Annotated in this window: 17 protein-coding genes and 1 pseudogene; 9 read left to right on the top strand and 9 right to left on the bottom strand. The window is 73.6% G+C overall.

Features of this window, described 5'->3' with window-relative positions; all coding sequences use genetic code 11:
* Nucleotides 1-434: 434 nt before the first annotated feature.
* Both ACIPLC_RS35230 and sigK read right to left on the bottom strand, forming a co-directional pair.
* Nucleotides 435-1,379: a MerR family transcriptional regulator gene (locus ACIPLC_RS35230; protein ID WP_400477153.1), complete on the bottom strand. Its 945-nt coding sequence runs from the start codon at nucleotides 1,377-1,379 to the stop codon at nucleotides 435-437.
* A 277-nt stretch (nucleotides 1,380-1,656) separates the two neighbouring features.
* Nucleotides 1,657-2,250 (bottom strand): ECF RNA polymerase sigma factor SigK, encoded by a 594-nt coding sequence (gene sigK, locus ACIPLC_RS35225; RefSeq protein ID WP_400477152.1) that lies wholly within the window; start codon nucleotides 2,248-2,250, stop codon nucleotides 1,657-1,659.
* Nucleotides 2,251-2,584: 334 nt separating this feature from the next.
* Between sigK and ACIPLC_RS35220 the strand changes: the two genes are divergently transcribed.
* The 4 genes from ACIPLC_RS35220 to ACIPLC_RS35205 all read left to right on the top strand — a co-directional run bounded on the left by ACIPLC_RS35220 (nucleotide 2,585) and on the right by ACIPLC_RS35205 (nucleotide 5,699).
* Complete coding sequence (locus ACIPLC_RS35220; protein ID WP_400477151.1) at nucleotides 2,585-3,124, top strand: SigE family RNA polymerase sigma factor; 540 nt, start codon at nucleotides 2,585-2,587, stop codon at nucleotides 3,122-3,124.
* Nucleotides 3,124-3,774: a PASTA domain-containing protein gene (locus tag ACIPLC_RS35215; protein ID WP_400477124.1), complete on the top strand. Its 651-nt coding sequence runs from the start codon at nucleotides 3,124-3,126 to the stop codon at nucleotides 3,772-3,774. The genes ACIPLC_RS35220 and ACIPLC_RS35215 overlap by 1 nt, the downstream gene beginning before the upstream one ends.
* A 406-nt stretch (nucleotides 3,775-4,180) precedes the next feature.
* Complete coding sequence (locus ACIPLC_RS35210) at nucleotides 4,181-4,813, top strand: carbonic anhydrase (protein WP_400477123.1); 633 nt, start codon at nucleotides 4,181-4,183, stop codon at nucleotides 4,811-4,813.
* A gap of 250 nt (nucleotides 4,814-5,063) precedes the next feature.
* On the top strand, nucleotides 5,064-5,699 hold the full coding sequence (locus tag ACIPLC_RS35205) for a flavin reductase family protein (protein ID WP_400477122.1): 636 nt from the start codon (nucleotides 5,064-5,066) through the stop codon (nucleotides 5,697-5,699).
* 318 nt (nucleotides 5,700-6,017) lie between these two features.
* On the opposite strand, the gene ACIPLC_RS35200 is transcribed toward ACIPLC_RS35205, so the two are convergent.
* The 3 genes from ACIPLC_RS35200 to ACIPLC_RS35190 form a co-directional block, all read right to left on the bottom strand.
* The gene (locus ACIPLC_RS35200; protein WP_400477121.1) at nucleotides 6,018-6,605 is read right to left on the bottom strand and encodes a hypothetical protein; all 588 of its coding nucleotides are present in this window, start codon (nucleotides 6,603-6,605) and stop codon (nucleotides 6,018-6,020) included.
* 326 nt (nucleotides 6,606-6,931) lie between these two features.
* Nucleotides 6,932-7,144 carry a DUF4287 domain-containing protein gene (locus ACIPLC_RS35195; protein ID WP_063352910.1) on the bottom strand — a complete coding sequence of 71 codons (213 nt, stop codon included), beginning with the start codon at nucleotides 7,142-7,144 and terminating at the stop codon, nucleotides 6,932-6,934.
* A 97-nt stretch (nucleotides 7,145-7,241) separates the two neighbouring features.
* Nucleotides 7,242-11,219 carry a Pls/PosA family non-ribosomal peptide synthetase gene (locus ACIPLC_RS35190; RefSeq protein WP_400477120.1) on the bottom strand — a complete coding sequence of 1,326 codons (3,978 nt, stop codon included), beginning with the start codon at nucleotides 11,217-11,219 and terminating at the stop codon, nucleotides 7,242-7,244.
* A gap of 319 nt (nucleotides 11,220-11,538) precedes the next feature.
* On the opposite strand from ACIPLC_RS35190, the gene ACIPLC_RS35185 reads away from it, so the two are divergent.
* Nucleotides 11,539-12,249, top strand: coding sequence for a histone deacetylase (locus ACIPLC_RS35185; protein ID WP_400477119.1), 711 nt, complete (start codon nucleotides 11,539-11,541; stop codon nucleotides 12,247-12,249).
* 185 nt (nucleotides 12,250-12,434) lie between these two features.
* Here ACIPLC_RS35185 and ACIPLC_RS35180 read toward each other — a convergent pair whose 3' ends face one another.
* The 3 genes from ACIPLC_RS35180 to ACIPLC_RS35170 form a co-directional block, all read right to left on the bottom strand.
* Nucleotides 12,435-12,908 carry an NUDIX domain-containing protein gene (locus ACIPLC_RS35180; protein WP_400477118.1) on the bottom strand — a complete coding sequence of 158 codons (474 nt, stop codon included), beginning with the start codon at nucleotides 12,906-12,908 and terminating at the stop codon, nucleotides 12,435-12,437.
* 75 nt (nucleotides 12,909-12,983) lie between these two features.
* The gene (locus ACIPLC_RS35175; RefSeq protein WP_400477117.1) at nucleotides 12,984-13,232 is read right to left on the bottom strand and encodes a hypothetical protein; all 249 of its coding nucleotides are present in this window, start codon (nucleotides 13,230-13,232) and stop codon (nucleotides 12,984-12,986) included.
* On the bottom strand, nucleotides 13,232-13,432 hold the full coding sequence (locus ACIPLC_RS35170; protein ID WP_363378178.1) for a hypothetical protein: 201 nt from the start codon (nucleotides 13,430-13,432) through the stop codon (nucleotides 13,232-13,234). The genes ACIPLC_RS35175 and ACIPLC_RS35170 overlap by 1 nt, the downstream gene beginning before the upstream one ends.
* A gap of 116 nt (nucleotides 13,433-13,548) precedes the next feature.
* Between ACIPLC_RS35170 and ACIPLC_RS35165 the strand changes: the two genes are divergently transcribed.
* From ACIPLC_RS35165 to ACIPLC_RS35155, 3 genes and pseudogenes are all read left to right on the top strand, one after another.
* Nucleotides 13,549-14,388: a helix-turn-helix transcriptional regulator gene (locus ACIPLC_RS35165; RefSeq protein WP_363624006.1), complete on the top strand. Its 840-nt coding sequence runs from the start codon at nucleotides 13,549-13,551 to the stop codon at nucleotides 14,386-14,388.
* Nucleotides 14,372-14,584 (top strand): DUF397 domain-containing protein, encoded by a 213-nt coding sequence (locus ACIPLC_RS35160; protein WP_400477116.1) that lies wholly within the window; start codon nucleotides 14,372-14,374, stop codon nucleotides 14,582-14,584. The genes ACIPLC_RS35165 and ACIPLC_RS35160 overlap by 17 nt, the downstream gene beginning before the upstream one ends.
* Before the next feature lie 156 nt (nucleotides 14,585-14,740).
* Nucleotides 14,741-14,884, top strand: a pseudogene (locus tag ACIPLC_RS35155) (RidA family protein); the annotation flags it as partial.
* 214 nt (nucleotides 14,885-15,098) lie between these two features.
* On the opposite strand, the gene ACIPLC_RS35150 reads toward ACIPLC_RS35155, so the two are convergent.
* The gene (locus ACIPLC_RS35150) at nucleotides 15,099-15,371 is read right to left on the bottom strand and encodes a hypothetical protein (protein WP_400477115.1); all 273 of its coding nucleotides are present in this window, start codon (nucleotides 15,369-15,371) and stop codon (nucleotides 15,099-15,101) included.
* Nucleotides 15,372-15,634: 263 nt separating this feature from the next.
* Between ACIPLC_RS35150 and ACIPLC_RS35145 the strand changes: the two genes are divergently transcribed.
* Entirely contained in the window at nucleotides 15,635-16,078 is a 444-nt protein-coding gene (locus tag ACIPLC_RS35145) for a GPI anchored serine-threonine rich family protein (protein ID WP_400477114.1), read from the top strand.
* The last annotated feature ends 91 nt before the right edge of the window (nucleotides 16,079-16,169 follow it).

Below are 16,169 nucleotides of genomic sequence, written 5' to 3'. Positions count from 1 at the left end.
ATGAACCGCGGTCCCCGGTGAACACACCCCCCCCCGGTAGCCGGGGGCCGCATCCCCATCTCCCCCGCTCGCTTGCCCGGCGACTGAATATGTAGACCGACCGGCATATTTCTCCTGCGCCACGATTCCGGCCGCGCGAGAAGTCGACAGATCCGACTTCTCGCGCGCGCTTCCCGGCTCCCCGCCCGCCGTGCGCGCAGTCGAATATGTAGACCGACCGATATATTTTTCCGTTTCGCAGGCCCGCTCGCAGGCCCCGCCACGTGGCGAAGCCGAGGGCGAGGCGCCCCGCACAGGAAGTCGGGCAGGCCGACTTCCTGTGCGCACCACGGGCGCGATCAAATCTGTAGACCGGTCGGTATATTCATGCTCGAAGCCAGCGGCGCGAGCCAGCCTGCGAAACCGCGCCACATGACCACACCGGCAGACGGGGTTCAGCGCAGCAGGTACTCCAGCTGGTCGAGGGCGGTGGGCAGGTCGCGGGGGCGCAGGGCGCCCGGGGGGCGGCGAGGGCCGGTCCAGCCGGGGCCTGCGGTCAGGACGACTGGACGGGTGCGGGCACCGTGGGGGCCCCAGGCGGTCTCGGCGACACGGCGGACCAGAGCCCGGTCGGCGGTGCGGGCGACTTGGGACCACAGCAGGACGGCGGGCGGGCCGGTGCGACGGACCGCTTCCAACAGGGCTTCGGTCGGCAGGGCCGGGCCGAACATCCGAAACGGCAGACCCCGTTCGGCCAGCCCCGCAGCCAGCGCCTCCAGCGGCAGGGCATGCAGTTCTGCGGGCATGCCCGCGAGCAGGACGGCCGGACCCTGCGGCGGCTCGACCCGGTCGGCGGCTCGGCGCAGAGCGGCGGCGACGTGCCAGGACAGCAGGTGCTCGACCTCGACGTAACGCTCGCCCTCGGCGGCCCACTTGCGGCCGGCGGCGCGCAGGGCGGGCATCATCACCTCGGTCCAGGCGGCGACCGGGCCGAGGGTGTCGACGCTGTGTCGCAGGATCCGGGCGAGCTCGGGGGCGTCGAGGCGAACGGCCGCGCGGGCCAGCCCCCGGCATTCGGGGCGGACGGTGCCGACGGGCAGGGTGTTCCCGCCACCGGGAGCCGGCCCGCCGGCAAGCGGCCCCGGCTGCTCGGACGGCCCGGCCACCTCGGACCTCTCCGGCGGCCCGGACAGCCCGGACGGTCCTGGAGCCTCGGCGGCGAGGGCGAGGCGGGCGGCCTCGGCCGGGGTGACGCCGCGGGCGGTCAGGCGGCACATCTCCGCCAGGACGGCGACGTCCCGCGGGCTCCACTGGCGGTGGCGCCCGGGGTCGCGCTGGGCGGGGCCGATGCCGTAGCGGCGTTCCCAGGAGCGGACGGTGGCCGGGGAGACGCCGAGCATGCGGGCGAGGGCACCGGTGGTCAGGCTGGCCTGGGCCGGCAGCCGGCCGGCGGAGGCAGACACGGGGACGGGGACGGGCACATGCGTGAGCCTATGCGGGGCAGGACGGGGCAGCGGGCGTCGCGGATGCGGGCGGCAAGCAGGGCTCGTTCCGCGAAAGCCATCGGCGCGCGCAGGAAGTCGGACCCGTCGACTTCCTGTGCGCACCACGACCGCGGGTCCGAGGGGAATATGTAGGTCGGTCTACAGATTCGACGGGTAGGGTGCGGGCGCGGGGCTATGCCGGGTGGGGCGAGGGGGCGGCGAGTTGGGTGCGCAGGCGTAGCAGGGCGTCGCGGATGCGGGTCTTGACGGTGCCGAGGGGGGCGCCGAGGGCTTCGGCGGCCTGGGCTTGGGTGCGGCCGCCGTAGTAGACCAGCAGCAGGCATTCGCGCTGGACGTCGGTGAGGGTGGCCAGGGCGCGGCGGACCCGTTCGCGTTCCCGGCCGCGGTCCAGGTCGCGTTCGACCTGGTCGGCGACCTCGTCGAAGACCGGGGTGTAGGCGCGCAGGGCGGCGGTGCGGTCGCGGTCGGCGGCGGCCTGGGCGGAGCGGACCCGGTCGACGGCGCGCCGGTGGGCGAGGGTGAGCATCCAGGGCAGGACCTCGCCGCGTTCGGGACGGTAGCGCGCCGCCTCCCGCCACACCTGCAGGAACACCTCCTGGGTGACCTCCTCGGCCTGGGCGTGGTCGCGCAGCACCCGTAGCACGAGGCCCAGGACGGTTCCGGCGGTGGCGGCGTACAGCTCCTCGAAGGCCCACTCGTCGCCGCCGGCCACGCGTGCCGCCAGGGCGCGCAGCCCGGCATGTCCGCCGCCGCCCGGGGGTTCGATGCCGGGGGGTTCGGTGCCGGGCGTCTCGTCTGACGGGGGCCGGGGTGCCGGGGGTCGGGGTGCCGGCGGGTCGATCAGTGCGTGCACACTGCGACCGTCCCGGAGCGGCCACCGCCCGGGCTACTCGCATCGTTTGCGCATCGTTGCGCCCGCGTGTGTGCTCCCCGGGCTGCCGCGGTGGTCCGGCCCGTTCGGCCCGTTCGGCCCGTTCGACTTCGAAGCGTTGTGAGGCGCGTCACTTTCGCGGTGGCGGTGCAGCAGGGCGGTGCCGGGGGCCGTCATGGGGGCGAAGGTGACGGCGGAAGAGCGAAGAGAGCGAGGGCGGCGGGTGAGGCTGCGCAGGGCCAGTCCCGGGATCGACTTCGTCGAGTTCGTACAGCAGCGTTCGGGCGCGCTGTTCCGGACGGCGTACGTGCTCACCGGGGACGCGCACACCGCGGAGGACCTCGTCCAGGAGGCACTGGAACGATCCTGCCGCAACTGGCGGCGGGTGGCGGCCGCGGAAGCGCCCGAGGCGTACGTGCGCCGGATCCTGGTGAACCTGGTCAACGACCGCTGGCGGCGGCTGAGCCGCTCCGGCGAGCGGCCCGCCGCAGCGCCCGGCGCCGAGCGCGCCGACCCGCGCGACGCCTACCGGTCAGTGGAGTTGCGCGCGGAGCTCGTCACGGCGCTGCACACGCTGCCGATGGGGATGCGCACCGTGGTCGTCCTGTACTACCTCCACGACCTGGGGGACCAGGAGATCGCGCAGACGCTGGACATCTCCCCCGGCGCCGTACGCTCCCAGCTCGCCCGCGGCCTCGCGAAACTGCGGGCCGCACTGCCCCGGCAGGACGTCCCGTCCGTGCCGCCGATCTCGCGCGGAGGTGCGTGATGACCCGCTTCCCGTCCCCCGATCCCGACCCCGACCACACCGCCTCCGCCCCCGGCTTCGACCGCGACTTCGGCCCCGACTTCGACAAGGAACTCCTCGCCGCCATGACCGCATTCGCCGACAACACCCCGGCCCCCGTCATCGACGCCCTCGCCGTCCGGCGCACGGTACGCCGTCGCACCGTGCTCAGCGGCGCGGTGGCGGCGGCCGCGGTGGTCGCCATCGGCACGGGCGCGACGCTGCTCGCACCGGGTTCGGGCCCGTCGCCCTCCGGAGGCCTGCCGGCGGGCCCCGCGAACGCCTCGGCACCGATGTCCTCCGGCACGCCCTCCCCCAGCGCGTCGTCCGGCGCGCCCTCCCCCGCCGGGTCCGCTCCCGCCCCCGGGCCGTCGATGGCCTTCGGCACCCCCTCGCCGGCGATGCAGCCGACCGACGGGGTGCAGGTGAGCGTGCCGCCGATCACCGGCCTGACCAAGGACGCGGCCGTCAAGCTGCTGGAGGCGGCGGGGCTGCGCTACGAGATCCACGAGTTCACCGACTGGAACGTGCCCGCCGGTTCGGTCATCAACTCCGAGCCGCAGGCCGGCCGCACCGCGTCGGCGCACTCGACGGTCCAGGTGTTCGTCTCCAAGGGCACGCCGGGCCACTGACCGGCCCTGCCGCCCCAGGGCCCGCCCGCCCTTCGTACGCAGGGCGGGTGGCTGCGGCGGCGCCAGGGTCGGTGCACCGGAAGGCGCCGACAGCGAGGCAAGCGCGCCCAACACCGCGACGCAGACCGCGAGTTGACGACACCCCCCGACCCCGCCGCAGCACCCGGCCCAGGCCCTGCTACGCCGGTTGCGGATCGCGGCCCCGAGGAGCCGCACGAAGAGCCGGCACCACCAGGGCCAGGGGCGCAGCATGCCGACGACCTCGCGCAGTGGTGGGCCGGGCAGGTTCGCAGGCGGTCGCGGGCCGTGGACCGGCCCGACCGGGTGAGGGGCGGCGCGGCCCCGGGCGGCCGGTCGCGCGGCCCCCCTTCTGCGGGCCCCACCTGCGGCGATCTAGGGTGCAGGCATGATCTCCTCACCGATATCCGGCCCCGACCAGGCGATGCGGGTGCTGATGGAGGGCAATGCCCGTTTCGTCGCGGGCAGCCCGGAACATCCCAACCAGGACGCCGGGCGCAGGGCCGCCCTCGCGCCGGCGCAGCGGCCCTTCGCGGTGCTGTTCGGCTGTTCGGATTCCCGGCTGGCGGCCGAGATCATCTTCGACCGTGGGCTGGGTGACCTGTTCGTGGTGCGGACGGCCGGGCACGTCACCGGGGCGGAGGCGCTGGGCAGCGTCGAGTACGGGGTGAGCGTGCTGGAGTGCCCGCTGGTGGTGGTGCTGGGGCACGACTCGTGCGGCGCGGTGGGCGCGGCGATGGATGCGCTCGACCGGGGGCGGCTGCCGGGCGGGTTCGTGCGGGACGTGGTGGAGCGGGTCACCCCGAGCGTGGTGTCGGCCCGGGCCGCGGGCATCGAGGACCCGGACGGGATCGTCGACGAGCACATCCGCCAGACCGTGGACCTGCTGCTGGAGCGTTCCCAGTTGCTGGCCGCCAAGGTGGCCGAGGGTGCGGTGGCCGTCGTGGGCCTGTCCTACCGGCTGCGCGACGGCCAGGCCCGTACGGTGGCCGCCCGCGGCCCGGGCGGCGCCTCGCTCTGACCGACCGGCCGGACCGGCCCGCGCGGCTGCCGAACCAGCCCGTACGGCCGAACCGACGTGCGCGGCCGAACCAGCGCGTAGGGCCCGATCCGCGCGTACGGCCGATCCGCGCGTACGGCCGATCCGCGCGTACGGCCGGCTGCCGCCGGCGGGGCCGGGAACGCCGTGTCCGATCACCGCCAGCGCCCCGACCCGGGCGGGGGCAGAGTCGGAGATCGGCAACGGTTTCCCACCCAAGGACGGCATTCCCGTGCACAAGGCCACCGACCTCAAGGTCCTCTACTTCGGCACCCCGGTGGTGCTGATCAGCTCGCGCAACGAGGACGGCGGCGCCAATCTGGCGCCGATGTCCTCGGCGTGGTGGCTGGAGCGGTCCTGCGTGCTGGGCCTCGGCAACAGCGCCCAGACCGCCATCAACCTGCGACGCGAGGGCGAGTGCGTGCTCAACCTGCCCTCCTCCGGGCAGGTCGACGCCGTCGACGCCCTCGCGCTGCTGACCGCCAACCCGGATCTGACCGAGCGCCGGCGCCAGCAGGGCTACCGCTTCGAACGGGGCAAGTTCGCCGCCGCCGGGTTCAGCGAGCAGCCGTCGGAGCTGGTGCGCGCGCCGCGCGCCGCCGAGTGCCCGGTCCAGTTGGAGTGCCGGTTGGAGGCGGCCACGCCGCTGGCGGGCAACCCGCACTGCACCGCCTTCGAGGTCACCGTGGTGCGCGCGCACGTCGAGGAGCGCCTGCTCGTGCCCGGCACCGACCACTACGTGGACCCGCTCGGCTGGGATCCGCTGATCATGAAGTTCTGCGAGTTCTTCGGCGACGGGCGCCGGCTCGCCCCCTCCCGCCTCGCCGAGGGCTGGCGGATGCCGGGCCGCCTGCCCGTCGGCGTCTGAGCCGCGCCACCGACCGTGCTGGTCGCAGCCGTCAACGAGCGGCTGCGACCAGCACTTTCACAACAGGCCCTCGCAGGGGGCTACTTCCAGGCGTCGTTGACCGTGGCCGCGTACCGGTCGTTGTTGGTCAGCGGGTTGAGGCCGAGCGCGCCGTCGATGGTGCGCAGCAGACCGTACTGGTCGGTGCGCTGGCTCGACTGGTAGCCGGGCTTGACGGTGTCCTGCGAGCCGAGCAGCAGGGTCGGGGTCTGGTTGGGGTAGTTCGGGCCGTAGGCCTTGGTCGAACCGGTGCAGGCCGGGCGCTCCTGCCCGGTGGTCCTAGGCGCTGGCCCCGCAGGAGTCGCAGATGCGGGTGGCGGGCAGCTGGAGGAAGCAGGAGGGGCAGATCGCCGGGGGGCGGGGCGGGGTGGCGGCGGCCGCCTTGCGGGTGACGGAGGCCTGGAGGCGCGGGGCCAGGGCGGGGGTGCCGCCGTCGGCGGGCAGTGGTGCGCCGAAGTGGCGGTAGCAGGCGAGGCGGGCGGCGGCGGCGTGGTGTTCGCGGTCCATGTCCGCTGCCAGCGGCGGCTGTCCGGCCACCGCCAGCACCTCCTGGTAGCCGACGCCGACCATGCCGTCGGTGGAGTGGACCACCAGTGCGGTCAGCGGCGGGTCCCCGCGGCGGTGTGCCTCGCGCACCACCAGGGCCAGGACTTTGCCGATCCAGGTGCGCTGGTGCACCTTGGTGCGCACCCCGGCCGCTTCCTGCACGGTCTCGGCCAGTTCGGCGTAGGTGATCACCGCGTGGTAGCGGCGGGCCACGTCCACCAGGGCCGGGTAGGCGGCCCTGGTCCAGGCGACCTGGGCCTGGGTGGAGCTGACCGCCGAACCGTCCGCGACCCGCCAGTAGCCGCGCTGTTGCTGTTCCATTCGACCGCCCCTGAAACCTCGTCCGAACCTCGCCCACCGGTCCCCGCCGGGAGCGAGGCTACCCCTCCCTCCGGCGCCTCGGGCCGCCGGGGGCTTGACTTCAAGTGCTGTTGAAGTCGTCGAATGGGTCCCGACCGCAGCCGTACGGGCATCGCGGTCGATGCCCCGCCCGTACGGAACGACCCGGGTCCGGGGCCGTCTGCTTCCCGATCGTGCCGCAGGCGGCCCCGGCCCCGCCGTCGTCCGCCGGCCCGCCATCCGCCACGGGGCGCAGGCCGGACGTCACCAGCAGAACCGGACGCCACCAGCAGAACCGGGCGACGGGCTCAGGCCGCGGCTTCGGCGAGGGTGTGGGCGACGAGGGCGTTGGCGTGGCCGTGGCCGAGGCCGTGCTCGGTCTTGAGCCAGGCGACGAGCTCCATGTGCTTGCCGAGCGGGGAGGCGCGGATGAGGTCCTTCCACTCGGCGACGGGTCGGCCGTACTTCTTCTCGATGGACGGGAAGTAGCTGGCGGGGCCCTTGGCGGGGGTGGCGGTCATGGTCGGTACGCCCTTTCGGGAACGGATGCGGTCGCGGTCTACACAGGGAGGACCGCGACCGCATCGTCAACTCATCGCCCAGCCGGAGTGATCCGCGTCACACCCCGACCTTGCGCTTGGCCCGGCGCCCGGCGGGCGGGGCGGGGTCGGCGTTCCAGGCGGCGACGGGGTTGCCGAGCCAGCGGGTGGTGCCCGGGACGTTCTCGCCGCGCATGACCAGGGAGGCGGGGCCGACGGTGGTGCCGGCGCCGAGGGAGGAGTTGAGCAGGACGATGGAGTGCGGGCCGGTGGTGGAGCCGGGGCCGAGGTGGACGGGGCCCAGGCGCATGACCCGGTCGTGGAAGAGGTGGGTCTGCAGGACGGTGCCGCGGTTGACGCTGGCGCCGGCCTCGACGGTGACGAGGTCGCTCTCGGGCAGCCAGTGGGTCTCGCACCACACGCCGCGCCCGATGTGGGCGCCGAGGCTGCGCAGCCAGGCGTTGAGGTAGGGCGTGCCGGTGATGCTGGAGCCGCCGAAGGGCATGGCGAGTTCCTCGACGAAGCTGTCGTAGAGCTCGTTGCGCCACACGAAGGTGGACCACAGGGGGTGTTCGGCGACGCGGAAGCGCCCGACGAGGAGCCACTTGGCGGCGGTGGTGACCAGGCAGGCGACGACGGCGGCGCCGATGAGGACGAGGCCGGCGGCGGCCAGGGCGCGCGGGAGGCCGTAGTCGTCGCGCAGTTCCTGGAGGGTGGCGAGGACGAGGTCGCCGAGGAGGGCGGCGAGGACGATGGGCAGCAGGCGGCACAGCTCGACGCCGGCGCGGGCCCACATCAGGCGCCGGGGCGGGTTGTAGGTGCGGGCGTCGCCGCCGGCGGCCGCGACGCGCGGCAGGGCGAAGGCGGGACGGCCGAGCCAGGAGGAGCCTTCGGGGGCGTTGACGGGGGTGTCGGACAGGACGCCGACGAGGGAGTTGTCGGGCAGTCGGCGGCCGGGGCCGACGATGCCGGAGTTGCCGACGAAGGAGCGGCGCCCGACGTGCGAGGGGCCGATGTGCAGCCAGCCGGCGCGCAGCTCGTAGGGGGCGACGAGGGTGTCGTCGGCGAGGAAGGCGCCGTCGTCGACGCGCATCAGGCCGGGCAGGGCCAGGACGGTGGAGGCTTCGACGCGGCGGCCGACCTTGGCGCCGAGCAGGCGCAGCCACACCGGGGTGAAGAGGCTGGCGTAGAAGGGGAAGAGGGTGCGCCGGGCGGTGTCGCTGAGCCGGGTGACGGCCCAGGCGCAGAAGGCGACGCGGCCGTGGGCGGGGTGGAAGCCGGGGCGCAGCGGGATGGACAGGAGGCGGACCGTGGTCGCTATCAGCGTGGCGTGGCACACCAGGGTGAGGGCGGCCAGCGGGATGGTGGCGGGCAGGAGCTGGAGGAGGGCCGCGGTGAGGGTGCGGTCGGTGTCGACCATCGTGAAGACGATGGCGAGCGCGGGGAGGGCGGCGATGATCGGCAGGAGGCCGAAGACGGTCAGGCCGACGCCGTAGGCGAGGTTCCAGAAGCGGGAGCGGGGGGTGGCGGCGGCCGCGGGCCAGGTGGTGCGGGCCTCGGTGGAGGGCCGGGCCGGGGAGCCGTGCCAGTGTTCGCCGGCGGGTACGGCGCCGGTGACGCAGGAGCCGGGGGCGATGTCGGCGCCGGCGCCGATGCGGGCGCCGGGCATGAGGGTGGAGCGGCCGCCGATGCGGGCGCCGTCGCCGATGTCGATGTGGCCCAGGTGGAGGGTGTCGCCGTCGAGCCACCAGCCGGCGATGTCGGCTTCGGGTTCGACGGTGGCGCCGGCGCCGATGCGGGCGAGGCCGGTGACGGGGGGCAGGGTGTGCAGGAGGACGCCGGCGCCGATGCGGCAGCCGAGCGCGCGGGCGTAGCGCAGGGCCCAGGGGGTGCCGGCGAGGGCGCCGACGCCGAAGAGGGTGACGGCGCGTTCGGCGGCCCACAGTCGCAGGTGGGCCTGGCCGCCGCGGGGGTGGCTGCCGGGGCGCAGGCCGGCGGTGAGCAGGCGGGCGGTGCCGGCGGCGAGGAGGGTGCGGCCGGGGGCGCTGTAGAAGAGGAGGAGGCCGGCGGCGACGGGCCACCAGGAGCTGTGCGGGGCCCAGCTGAGGTGGTTGCCGATGAGGTTGTCGAAGGCGGTGAGGGCGAGGATCCAGCGCAGTCCGGAGATGCCGAAGACGCCGAGCAGGATGAGGGTCTGCCACAGGCCGGCGCTGGCGGGGGTGCGGCGCACGGTGCGGACGGGGGCGGGGGTGGGGGTGCGCGCGGCGCCGCCGGCATGAGGGGGGCCGGCGAGGTTGTCGAGGTAGTCGGCGAGGTCGCCGAGGACGGGGTGGGCGTAGAGGTCGGCGACGGAGACGCCGGGGTGGCGGGTGCGCAGTTCGGAGACGAGGCGAGCGGCGGTGAGGCTGGAGCCGCCGAGGGCGAAGAAGTCGTCGCCGTGGCCGGGGGCCATGCCGAGCATGCTCTCCCAGCGGCCGGCGAGCCAGCCGGCGGTGCCGTCCAGGGGGGCGGCGGTGCCGGGGGTGGCGGTGCCGGTGGTGGCGAGCGGCCAGGGCAGGGCGTTGCGGTCGACCTTGCCTGAGGTGCGGGTGGGCAGGGAGTCGACGAGGGCGAGGACGGGCACGAGCGGGGCGGGCAGGCGTCCGAGCAGGTGCTGGCGGGCGGCGGTGAGGTCGGGGATGGTGCCGGGCTGGGCGACGAGGTAGCCGACCAGCAGGTCGGCGCCGGCGGGGCTCTTGCGGACGGCGGCGGCCGCGGCGCGGATGCCGGGCAGGGCCTGGAGGGCGGCGTCGATCTCGCCGAGTTCGATGCGCCGGCCGCCGAGTTTGATCTGGTCGTCGGCGCGGCCGACGAAGACGAGGCCTTCGGGGTCGTTGCGCACGAGGTCGCCGCTGCGGTAGACGCGCGGGGAGGCGAGGGCGGGGTGGGCGCTGAACTTCTCGGCGTCCTTGGCGGGGTCGAGGTAGCGGGCGGTGCCGATGCCGGTGATGAGGAGTTCGCCGGTCTCGTACCAGGGCACGGGGTGGCCGGCGGCGTCGACGACGGCGATCTCCCAGCCGTCCAGGGGGGTGCCGATGCGTACGGGCTGGCCGGGGAGCATGCGGGCGGCGGTGGCGACGACGGTGGTCTCGGTGGGGCCGTAGGTGTTCCAGAACTCGCGGCCGGGGGTGGCGAGGCGCTCGACGAGTTCGGCGGGGCAGGCCTCGCCGCCGACGATGATCAGGCGCACGGCGTCCAGGCACTCCTGCGGCCACAGGGCGAGCAGGGTGGGGACGGTGGAGATGGCGGTGATGCGGCGTTCGACGAGCCAGGGGCCGAGGTCCGTGCCGGCCTTGACGAGGGAGCGGGGGGCGGGCACCAGGCAGGCGCCGTGGCGCCAGGCCAGCCACATCTCCTCGCAGGAGGCGTCGAAGGCCACCGACAGGCCGGCCAGGACGCGGTCGCCGGGGCCGAGCGGCTGCTGCCGGAGGAAGAGGCGGGCCTCGGCGTCGACGAAGGCGGCCGCGGAGCGGTGGGTGACGGCGACGCCCTTGGGGCGGCCGGTGGTGCCGGAGGTGAAGATGATCCACGCGTCGTCGGCGGGGGTGGGCCAGGCGGGGTTGCCGCGGGGCTCGGCCCCGGAGCCGGGGGCGAGTCGGCGTTCGGCGCCGAGGACGGCGCACACCTGGGCGTCCTGCCAGATCATGTCGGCGCGCTCGTCGGGGTCGTCGGCGTCGACGGGCACGTAGGCGGCGCCGCAGCGCAGCACGGCGAGGATGGCGACGTACAGGTCGGCGGTGCCGGAGGGGATGCGCACGCCGACCCGGTCTCCGGTGCCGATGCCGTGCCCGGCGAGGACGCCGGCGAGGGTGTCGACCTCGTGCATGAGGGCGCGGTAGTCGAGTACGGCGGTGCCGGTGTCCAGCGCGGGTGCGTGCGGGTGGGCGTCGGCGGTGGCGGTGACGATGTCGAGCAGGCTGCGGGGGTGCGCGGGCCGGACCGCCGGCCAACCGGCGGCGTGGGCGGGCCCGGGACGGTTCAGCGTTCCCGGGCCTGCCATGTCCTGGCGTGCGTCCATAAGGGGTGTCCTCGGTTGAAGGTCATAGGGATGAGTACGGGGAGTCACCTTGCGTGGTGCCTCACTCACCATGACTCGACTGGGAGCCCGCTGGATGCCGTGAAGGTGTAGTCAAAGGAACTTTTCATTTTCGGCGACATATGGGGGCATCAAGGAACGATTCGAAAGTCATTTCGGGGTTTTTCGATCGCTTTCAGTGGCGAAGGGTAATCGTCTGAGGCAGGAGACGTATGGCGGGAAGGCGAACAGTGGTCTACGCCATAGCGGCGGGAACGCTACCGGTAGTGAAAGCGGACCCACCAAATCTGGAGGTTTAGCGATGATGGTGGCCGGATCCCGCCGGTGGCCCGGCGACGCGGGGAGCGGCGCGGACGACGGCGGCCCCGGCGGCCCGTCTGGCGGCGCGCGGCTCGTCTGGTACGCGGCGTACGGGTCGAACCTGCACGCCGCCCGGCTCGCCTGCTACCTGCGCGGCGGCCGCCCCGACGGCGGCGCGCGCACCTACCCCGGCTGCCGCGACCGCCGACCGCCGCGCCGGGACGTGGCCGCGGTGCTGCCCGGCACGCTGTACTTCGCGCGGGAGTCGGCGGTGTGGGGCGGCGGCAGCGGCTACTACGACCCGGATGTGCCCGGTGAACTCCCCTGCCGCGCCTACCTGGTGACGGTTGGTCAGTTCAGCGACATCGCCGCCCAGGAGATGCACCGCTCCCCCGGCGCCGACCTCGACCTCACCCGCGCCCTCGCGCACGGACGCGACCGGCTCGGGCCCGGCCGGTACGAGACGCTGGTGCACGCGGGCGACCTGGACGGGCACCCGCTGCTGACCTTCACCGCCCCCGAAGGCCTGGCCGGCGCCGCACTCAACCCGCCCTCGGCCCCCTACCTGCGCACCCTGGCCGCCGGCCTGGCCGAGTCCCACGGCTGGAGCGCGCGCCGCTGCGCCGACTACCTGGCCTCCCGCCCGGGCGCCGCCGGGCACTGGAACGCGGCGGACGTCCTCGCCGTACTGGGCGGTGGTCTGGACCTTTAGGTGCCGTTCACCAGGTGGTGACCGTACGGTGACAACTACGTGGGTTCCGGCCACATCAGGCAAAGGAAGCGCCAGGCCACCGCACGGGTGAACCGGCGCTTCCCGCCCGCGGGTGGCGGCGGCCGGCGGCGGCCGGCGGCGGCCACCCGGCGGCTTCGTCAAAGGCGGTTTTAAGATCGCGCCCTTCAGCTTGAGCGTTGGCCGTGGAGGAGGAGGGGGACGGCGCGGTTGGCGAGGGCTTCGGCGGCGCGGGCGGCCTGGGCGGGGGCCATGACGTCCGGGAGTTCGTGGGCGGGGACGAAGCGGGCGCCGAACAGGCCGCTGCGGTGCCGGGGCGGGACGGTCAGGCGGGCGGCGGCGTGCTCGGTGACGGTCCCGCCGTCGAAGACCAGGTTCAGGCGCTCCAGGTAGCGGTCGGCCGGGGTGAAGTCGACGGCCAGGACGTCCGCAAGGCGCAGGTTGAGGCCGGTCTCGGCGTGGAGGTGACGGGCGGCGGCGAGGTTGGGCGGCTCGTTGGGCTGGGCGGCGCCGCCCGGGAGGATCAGGCCGTCCATGTAGTCCGGGTCGACGAGCAGGACGTCGCCGCGCGGGTTGCGCACGAGGACGAGGCAGCCGAGCCGACACACCGGCGGCTTGGCGAGGAGACGGGGGTCGCGCATCGGGCGGTTCACTTCCTGAGGGCGGCGAGGAGTACGAGGGAGAAGCCCGCCCACCAGAGCAGGCGGACCAGGAGTTCAGCCGTCATGCGTCAGGCGCTCGTAGCGCAGCCCCTTGCGCAGCAGGTCGACGACCCGCAGGAGTGCGGACGGGCAGGCGCAGCCGAGGCTGATCAGGTAGCAGCCCGTCCTGCGGCCGTGCTCCCAATCCACCTCGACGGACGGCAACTTCACTCCACCCAGGGCAAGGACGGCCGTCAGGTCGTCGACAACGTCGGCCGCCTGCCGCCGCTGATCGGCCGTGGCGCGGTTGAGGACGGATCCCATCACGCCCCCACCTGCCGCCGAACCTCGAACCCCCGCCAGGCGCTGAAGGCGGCGGAGAACGAGGAGAAGGAGGCCAGCTCACCCGAGGTACCGCTGCGCAGCCACTCCCCCGTCGTCTCGTTCCGCACCCGGTAACACCGGCCCTCCGGGTCCCAGCGGACCCCGTAGCCGTGGAGCCGGGGCACTTGGACATCGCCCATGGGAGTAACCTTCCGCGATCAGAGTTTCACGTTCTGTGCACATGGTGGCTCTGTGTCGCCTAGCATCGGAAGTGGCAGACGACTTGACCTCGGTGGTCTGGAGAGTTGGAGCAGCCATGGTGAACATCAAGGAAATTGACCCGCAGTCATCTCCCTGGGCTCCGTTCGGGGTCCAACTCCGCAGGTCACGCAGGGCGATGGGGCTCAAGCAGGAACAGCTCGCGCGCAAGATCGGAGTCCACCCGTCCTACGTCTCGTTCGTCGAACTTGCGCAGCGACCGCCGAGTGAGAAGTTTGCTACCAAGGCCGACGAAGTCCTGCAGACCGGCGGGACCCTGCTGCTGATGTACTGGCAGCTCAAGCACACTGCCCTGGTCCCGGGCTTCCCCGAGTACGCCAACTACGAGAACCGTGCCGCCGAGGTCAGGCTGTTCTCGATCGACATCGTGTCTGGCCTGCTGCAAACCCCGGCCTACGCCAGCGCTTGGGAAGCGGGCAACGTCCGGCGTGGCAACGCCACCCCCGAACAGGCCGAGGAGCGAGTGAACTTCCTCATGACGCGCCAGCAATTCCTGAACCGCACCCCTCCGCCTCTCCTTCATGCGGTTCTCGACGAGAGTTGCCTGCGTCGGACTGTCGGAGGAACAGAGGTGATGATCGAACAACTGCGGCACCTCGATGAGTTGGCCGCAAACCCGAACATCCTCCTCCAGGTAGCCCCGTATTCTTTGGGTGAGGACCGGCCTTTCAGCTCACACGTGACGTTGCTGACCATGCCGGACCGCAAACTGCTCGGATACACAGAAACCGAGCTGCGCGGGTACCTCGACCGCGATATCAACGCTGTCCTTCCGCTAGCCAGGGACTACGATCGGCTGCAGATCGGGGCACTGAATCAGGCCGCATCCGTGAAGATGATCCGTGCGGTACGGAAGGACTATGAGGATGGACGTTGACCTGGCTAGCGCCGGCTGGCGTAAAAGCACGTACAGCGGCGGGCAGAACGGCTGCGTCGAGGTCGCCGACGGCTTCACCGGTCTCATGCCCGTCCGCGACTCCAAGGACCCCGACGGGCCCGCCCTCCTCTTCTCCTCCTCCGCCTGGCAGGCCTTCGTCACCGCCGTCCGCGCCGACGAGTTCGACGCCCGGTAGCAGCAACTCCCGGCCCCGCCACCCCGATCCAGGGCGGCGGGGCCTTCTCAACCCCTCCGCCCGGTTCAGCCCGCCCGCCGCGAGACCTTCGAGGAGACCGGAATCGCCATCGGTGTCCACCGCCAACTGACCGTGCGTCCTCGATGCTTCCGAGGTAGCGCCGCGGCGGCGATGGCGGGCAACCTGGCGTACTTCGGCGCCCACCGCCCGGCCAGCACGGTCCTCGGCGTCACCGAACTGGCCTTCCCCGGGCAGGTCGTCGAGATCAGCTTCATCGCCGACACGAAACTGCCCGTCTGAGCCCGCCTGAGCCCGGCCCCGCCCGGAAGAGGTCACCCCGACGACCGGCGGAGTGGGGGGGGGGGGCCGCCCCCCGCCCCCACCCCCCCCCCCCCCCCCCCCCCCCCGGCCCGCCCCCCCCCGCCGGGGGGGGGGGGGCGCGCCGCCCCCCCCCCCCCCCCCCCCCCCCCCCGCCCGTCCCGCGCCCTGCGTACCGGCGAACCCGGTCGCGCGCTCAGGGAGAGCCTTCACCTCGGATCAGCCGCAGCGCGGGCGCTGCACGCCCGGCCTGCTCCCGCCCGGTTTCCTTCTCGGCTTCCTTCTCAGCTTCCTTCTCGGCTTCCTGCTCGGCCACCAGGTCCGCCGCCGCGCGGGCGCCCATCGCCCGCAGCTCGGCCTTGAACTCCTCGTCGGCCTCCTCATCGCCCGGGTAGGCGGCCACGTACTTGATGCCGTGCTCGTCCTCCCAGGCATAGCAGTGGTACTGCGTCGTCGCCTCATCCCCCACAGGGAACCTCCGCTCCTCGCCTTCGGGGTGACCACCGTAGGCGACCGGCCCGCACCGGAGAAGGAGCCTGGTCGCCGGCACTCCACACCCCGCCACGCTCCTGGCGGGCCACTCATCGCCTGCCGGCCGCGCGTTACCGGCCCCTATCCCCTGCCGCCCCTGCCCCCTCGCGAGCTGCCCGACCCTGATGACCGTTCCCCCGATCGAGGGAAGGGGTGCCAGTCCGTGCGCTCGTTCCGGGCCGAACCGAGACACTGAAAGCCATGAGGATCTGGAACAGACCCATCCTGGGCGTGGTCGCACTGGCTGCCGCGGCCATGCCGAGCCTGCTCGCCACGGTGCCGGCTCAGGCGACCGGTCCGGCGGTGGCCACCCACTCCACCGAGCGCACGTCCCGGCGCGACGTCTTCGTACCGCGCATCCTCTCCCCCCGCGCGGGGACGGTCTGGCGAACCGGCGAGCGGGTCGACGTCACCTGGGACGTCTCGGATCCGCCGACGCAGATCACCAACCGCACGGGGCTCATCGCCTTGCGCGTGGGCGACGTCACCCTCCTCGACCGGATCCTCGCCAGCGACTTCGACATCCTGCTGGGACGCGTGGAGGTGACCGTGCCGGACGTTCCCCCCGGAGACGACTACCGGGTCGTCCTGTCCGGCGACTCCGGCAACTGGTCCGAGCCCTTCACGATCACCTCGGACGGCTAGTACTCCAGCTGTAGATCGCTCTTTGGGCTGCTGGTGCCTACGCTTTCCGCGGTTTGCGGCGCTTGCCCCAGCTGCCGTGTGGCCGGTTCCG

It is taken from the genome of Kitasatospora sp. NPDC086801, assembly GCF_044745805.1.
GTDB lineage: Bacteria > Actinomycetota > Actinomycetes > Streptomycetales > Streptomycetaceae > Kitasatospora.
Note: the sequence above shows the minus strand (reverse complement) of the source record. Positions and strands in the feature narration are given on the sequence as shown.

Excerpts from the sequence above, each read along its gene's own strand:
- ACIPLC_RS35230 (WP_400477153.1), bottom strand. The coding sequence starts at position 1,379 with ATGCTCGGCGTCTCCCCGGCCACCGTCCGCTCCTGGGAACGCCGCTAC.
- ACIPLC_RS35175 (WP_400477117.1), bottom strand. The coding sequence starts at position 13,232 with ATGGGATCCGTCCTCAACCGCGCCACGGCCGATCAGCGGCGGCAGGCG.
- ACIPLC_RS35160 (WP_400477116.1), top strand. The coding sequence starts at position 14,372 with ATGAGGATGGACGTTGACCTGGCTAGCGCCGGCTGGCGTAAAAGCACG.
- ACIPLC_RS35180 (WP_400477118.1), bottom strand. The coding sequence starts at position 12,908 with ATGCGCGACCCCCGTCTCCTCGCCAAGCCGCCGGTGTGTCGGCTCGGC.
- ACIPLC_RS35185 (WP_400477119.1), top strand. The coding sequence starts at position 11,539 with ATGATGGTGGCCGGATCCCGCCGGTGGCCCGGCGACGCGGGGAGCGGC.
- ACIPLC_RS35170 (WP_363378178.1), bottom strand. The coding sequence starts at position 13,432 with ATGGGCGATGTCCAAGTGCCCCGGCTCCACGGCTACGGGGTCCGCTGG.
- ACIPLC_RS35210 (WP_400477123.1), top strand. The coding sequence starts at position 4,181 with ATGATCTCCTCACCGATATCCGGCCCCGACCAGGCGATGCGGGTGCTG.
- ACIPLC_RS35190 (WP_400477120.1), bottom strand. The coding sequence starts at position 11,219 with ATGGACGCACGCCAGGACATGGCAGGCCCGGGAACGCTGAACCGTCCC.
- ACIPLC_RS35200 (WP_400477121.1), bottom strand. The coding sequence starts at position 6,605 with ATGGAACAGCAACAGCGCGGCTACTGGCGGGTCGCGGACGGTTCGGCG.
- ACIPLC_RS35145 (WP_400477114.1), top strand. The coding sequence starts at position 15,635 with ATGAGGATCTGGAACAGACCCATCCTGGGCGTGGTCGCACTGGCTGCC.
- ACIPLC_RS35195 (WP_063352910.1), bottom strand. The coding sequence starts at position 7,144 with ATGACCGCCACCCCCGCCAAGGGCCCCGCCAGCTACTTCCCGTCCATC.
- ACIPLC_RS35215 (WP_400477124.1), top strand. The coding sequence starts at position 3,124 with ATGACCCGCTTCCCGTCCCCCGATCCCGACCCCGACCACACCGCCTCC.
- ACIPLC_RS35165 (WP_363624006.1), top strand. The coding sequence starts at position 13,549 with ATGGTGAACATCAAGGAAATTGACCCGCAGTCATCTCCCTGGGCTCCG.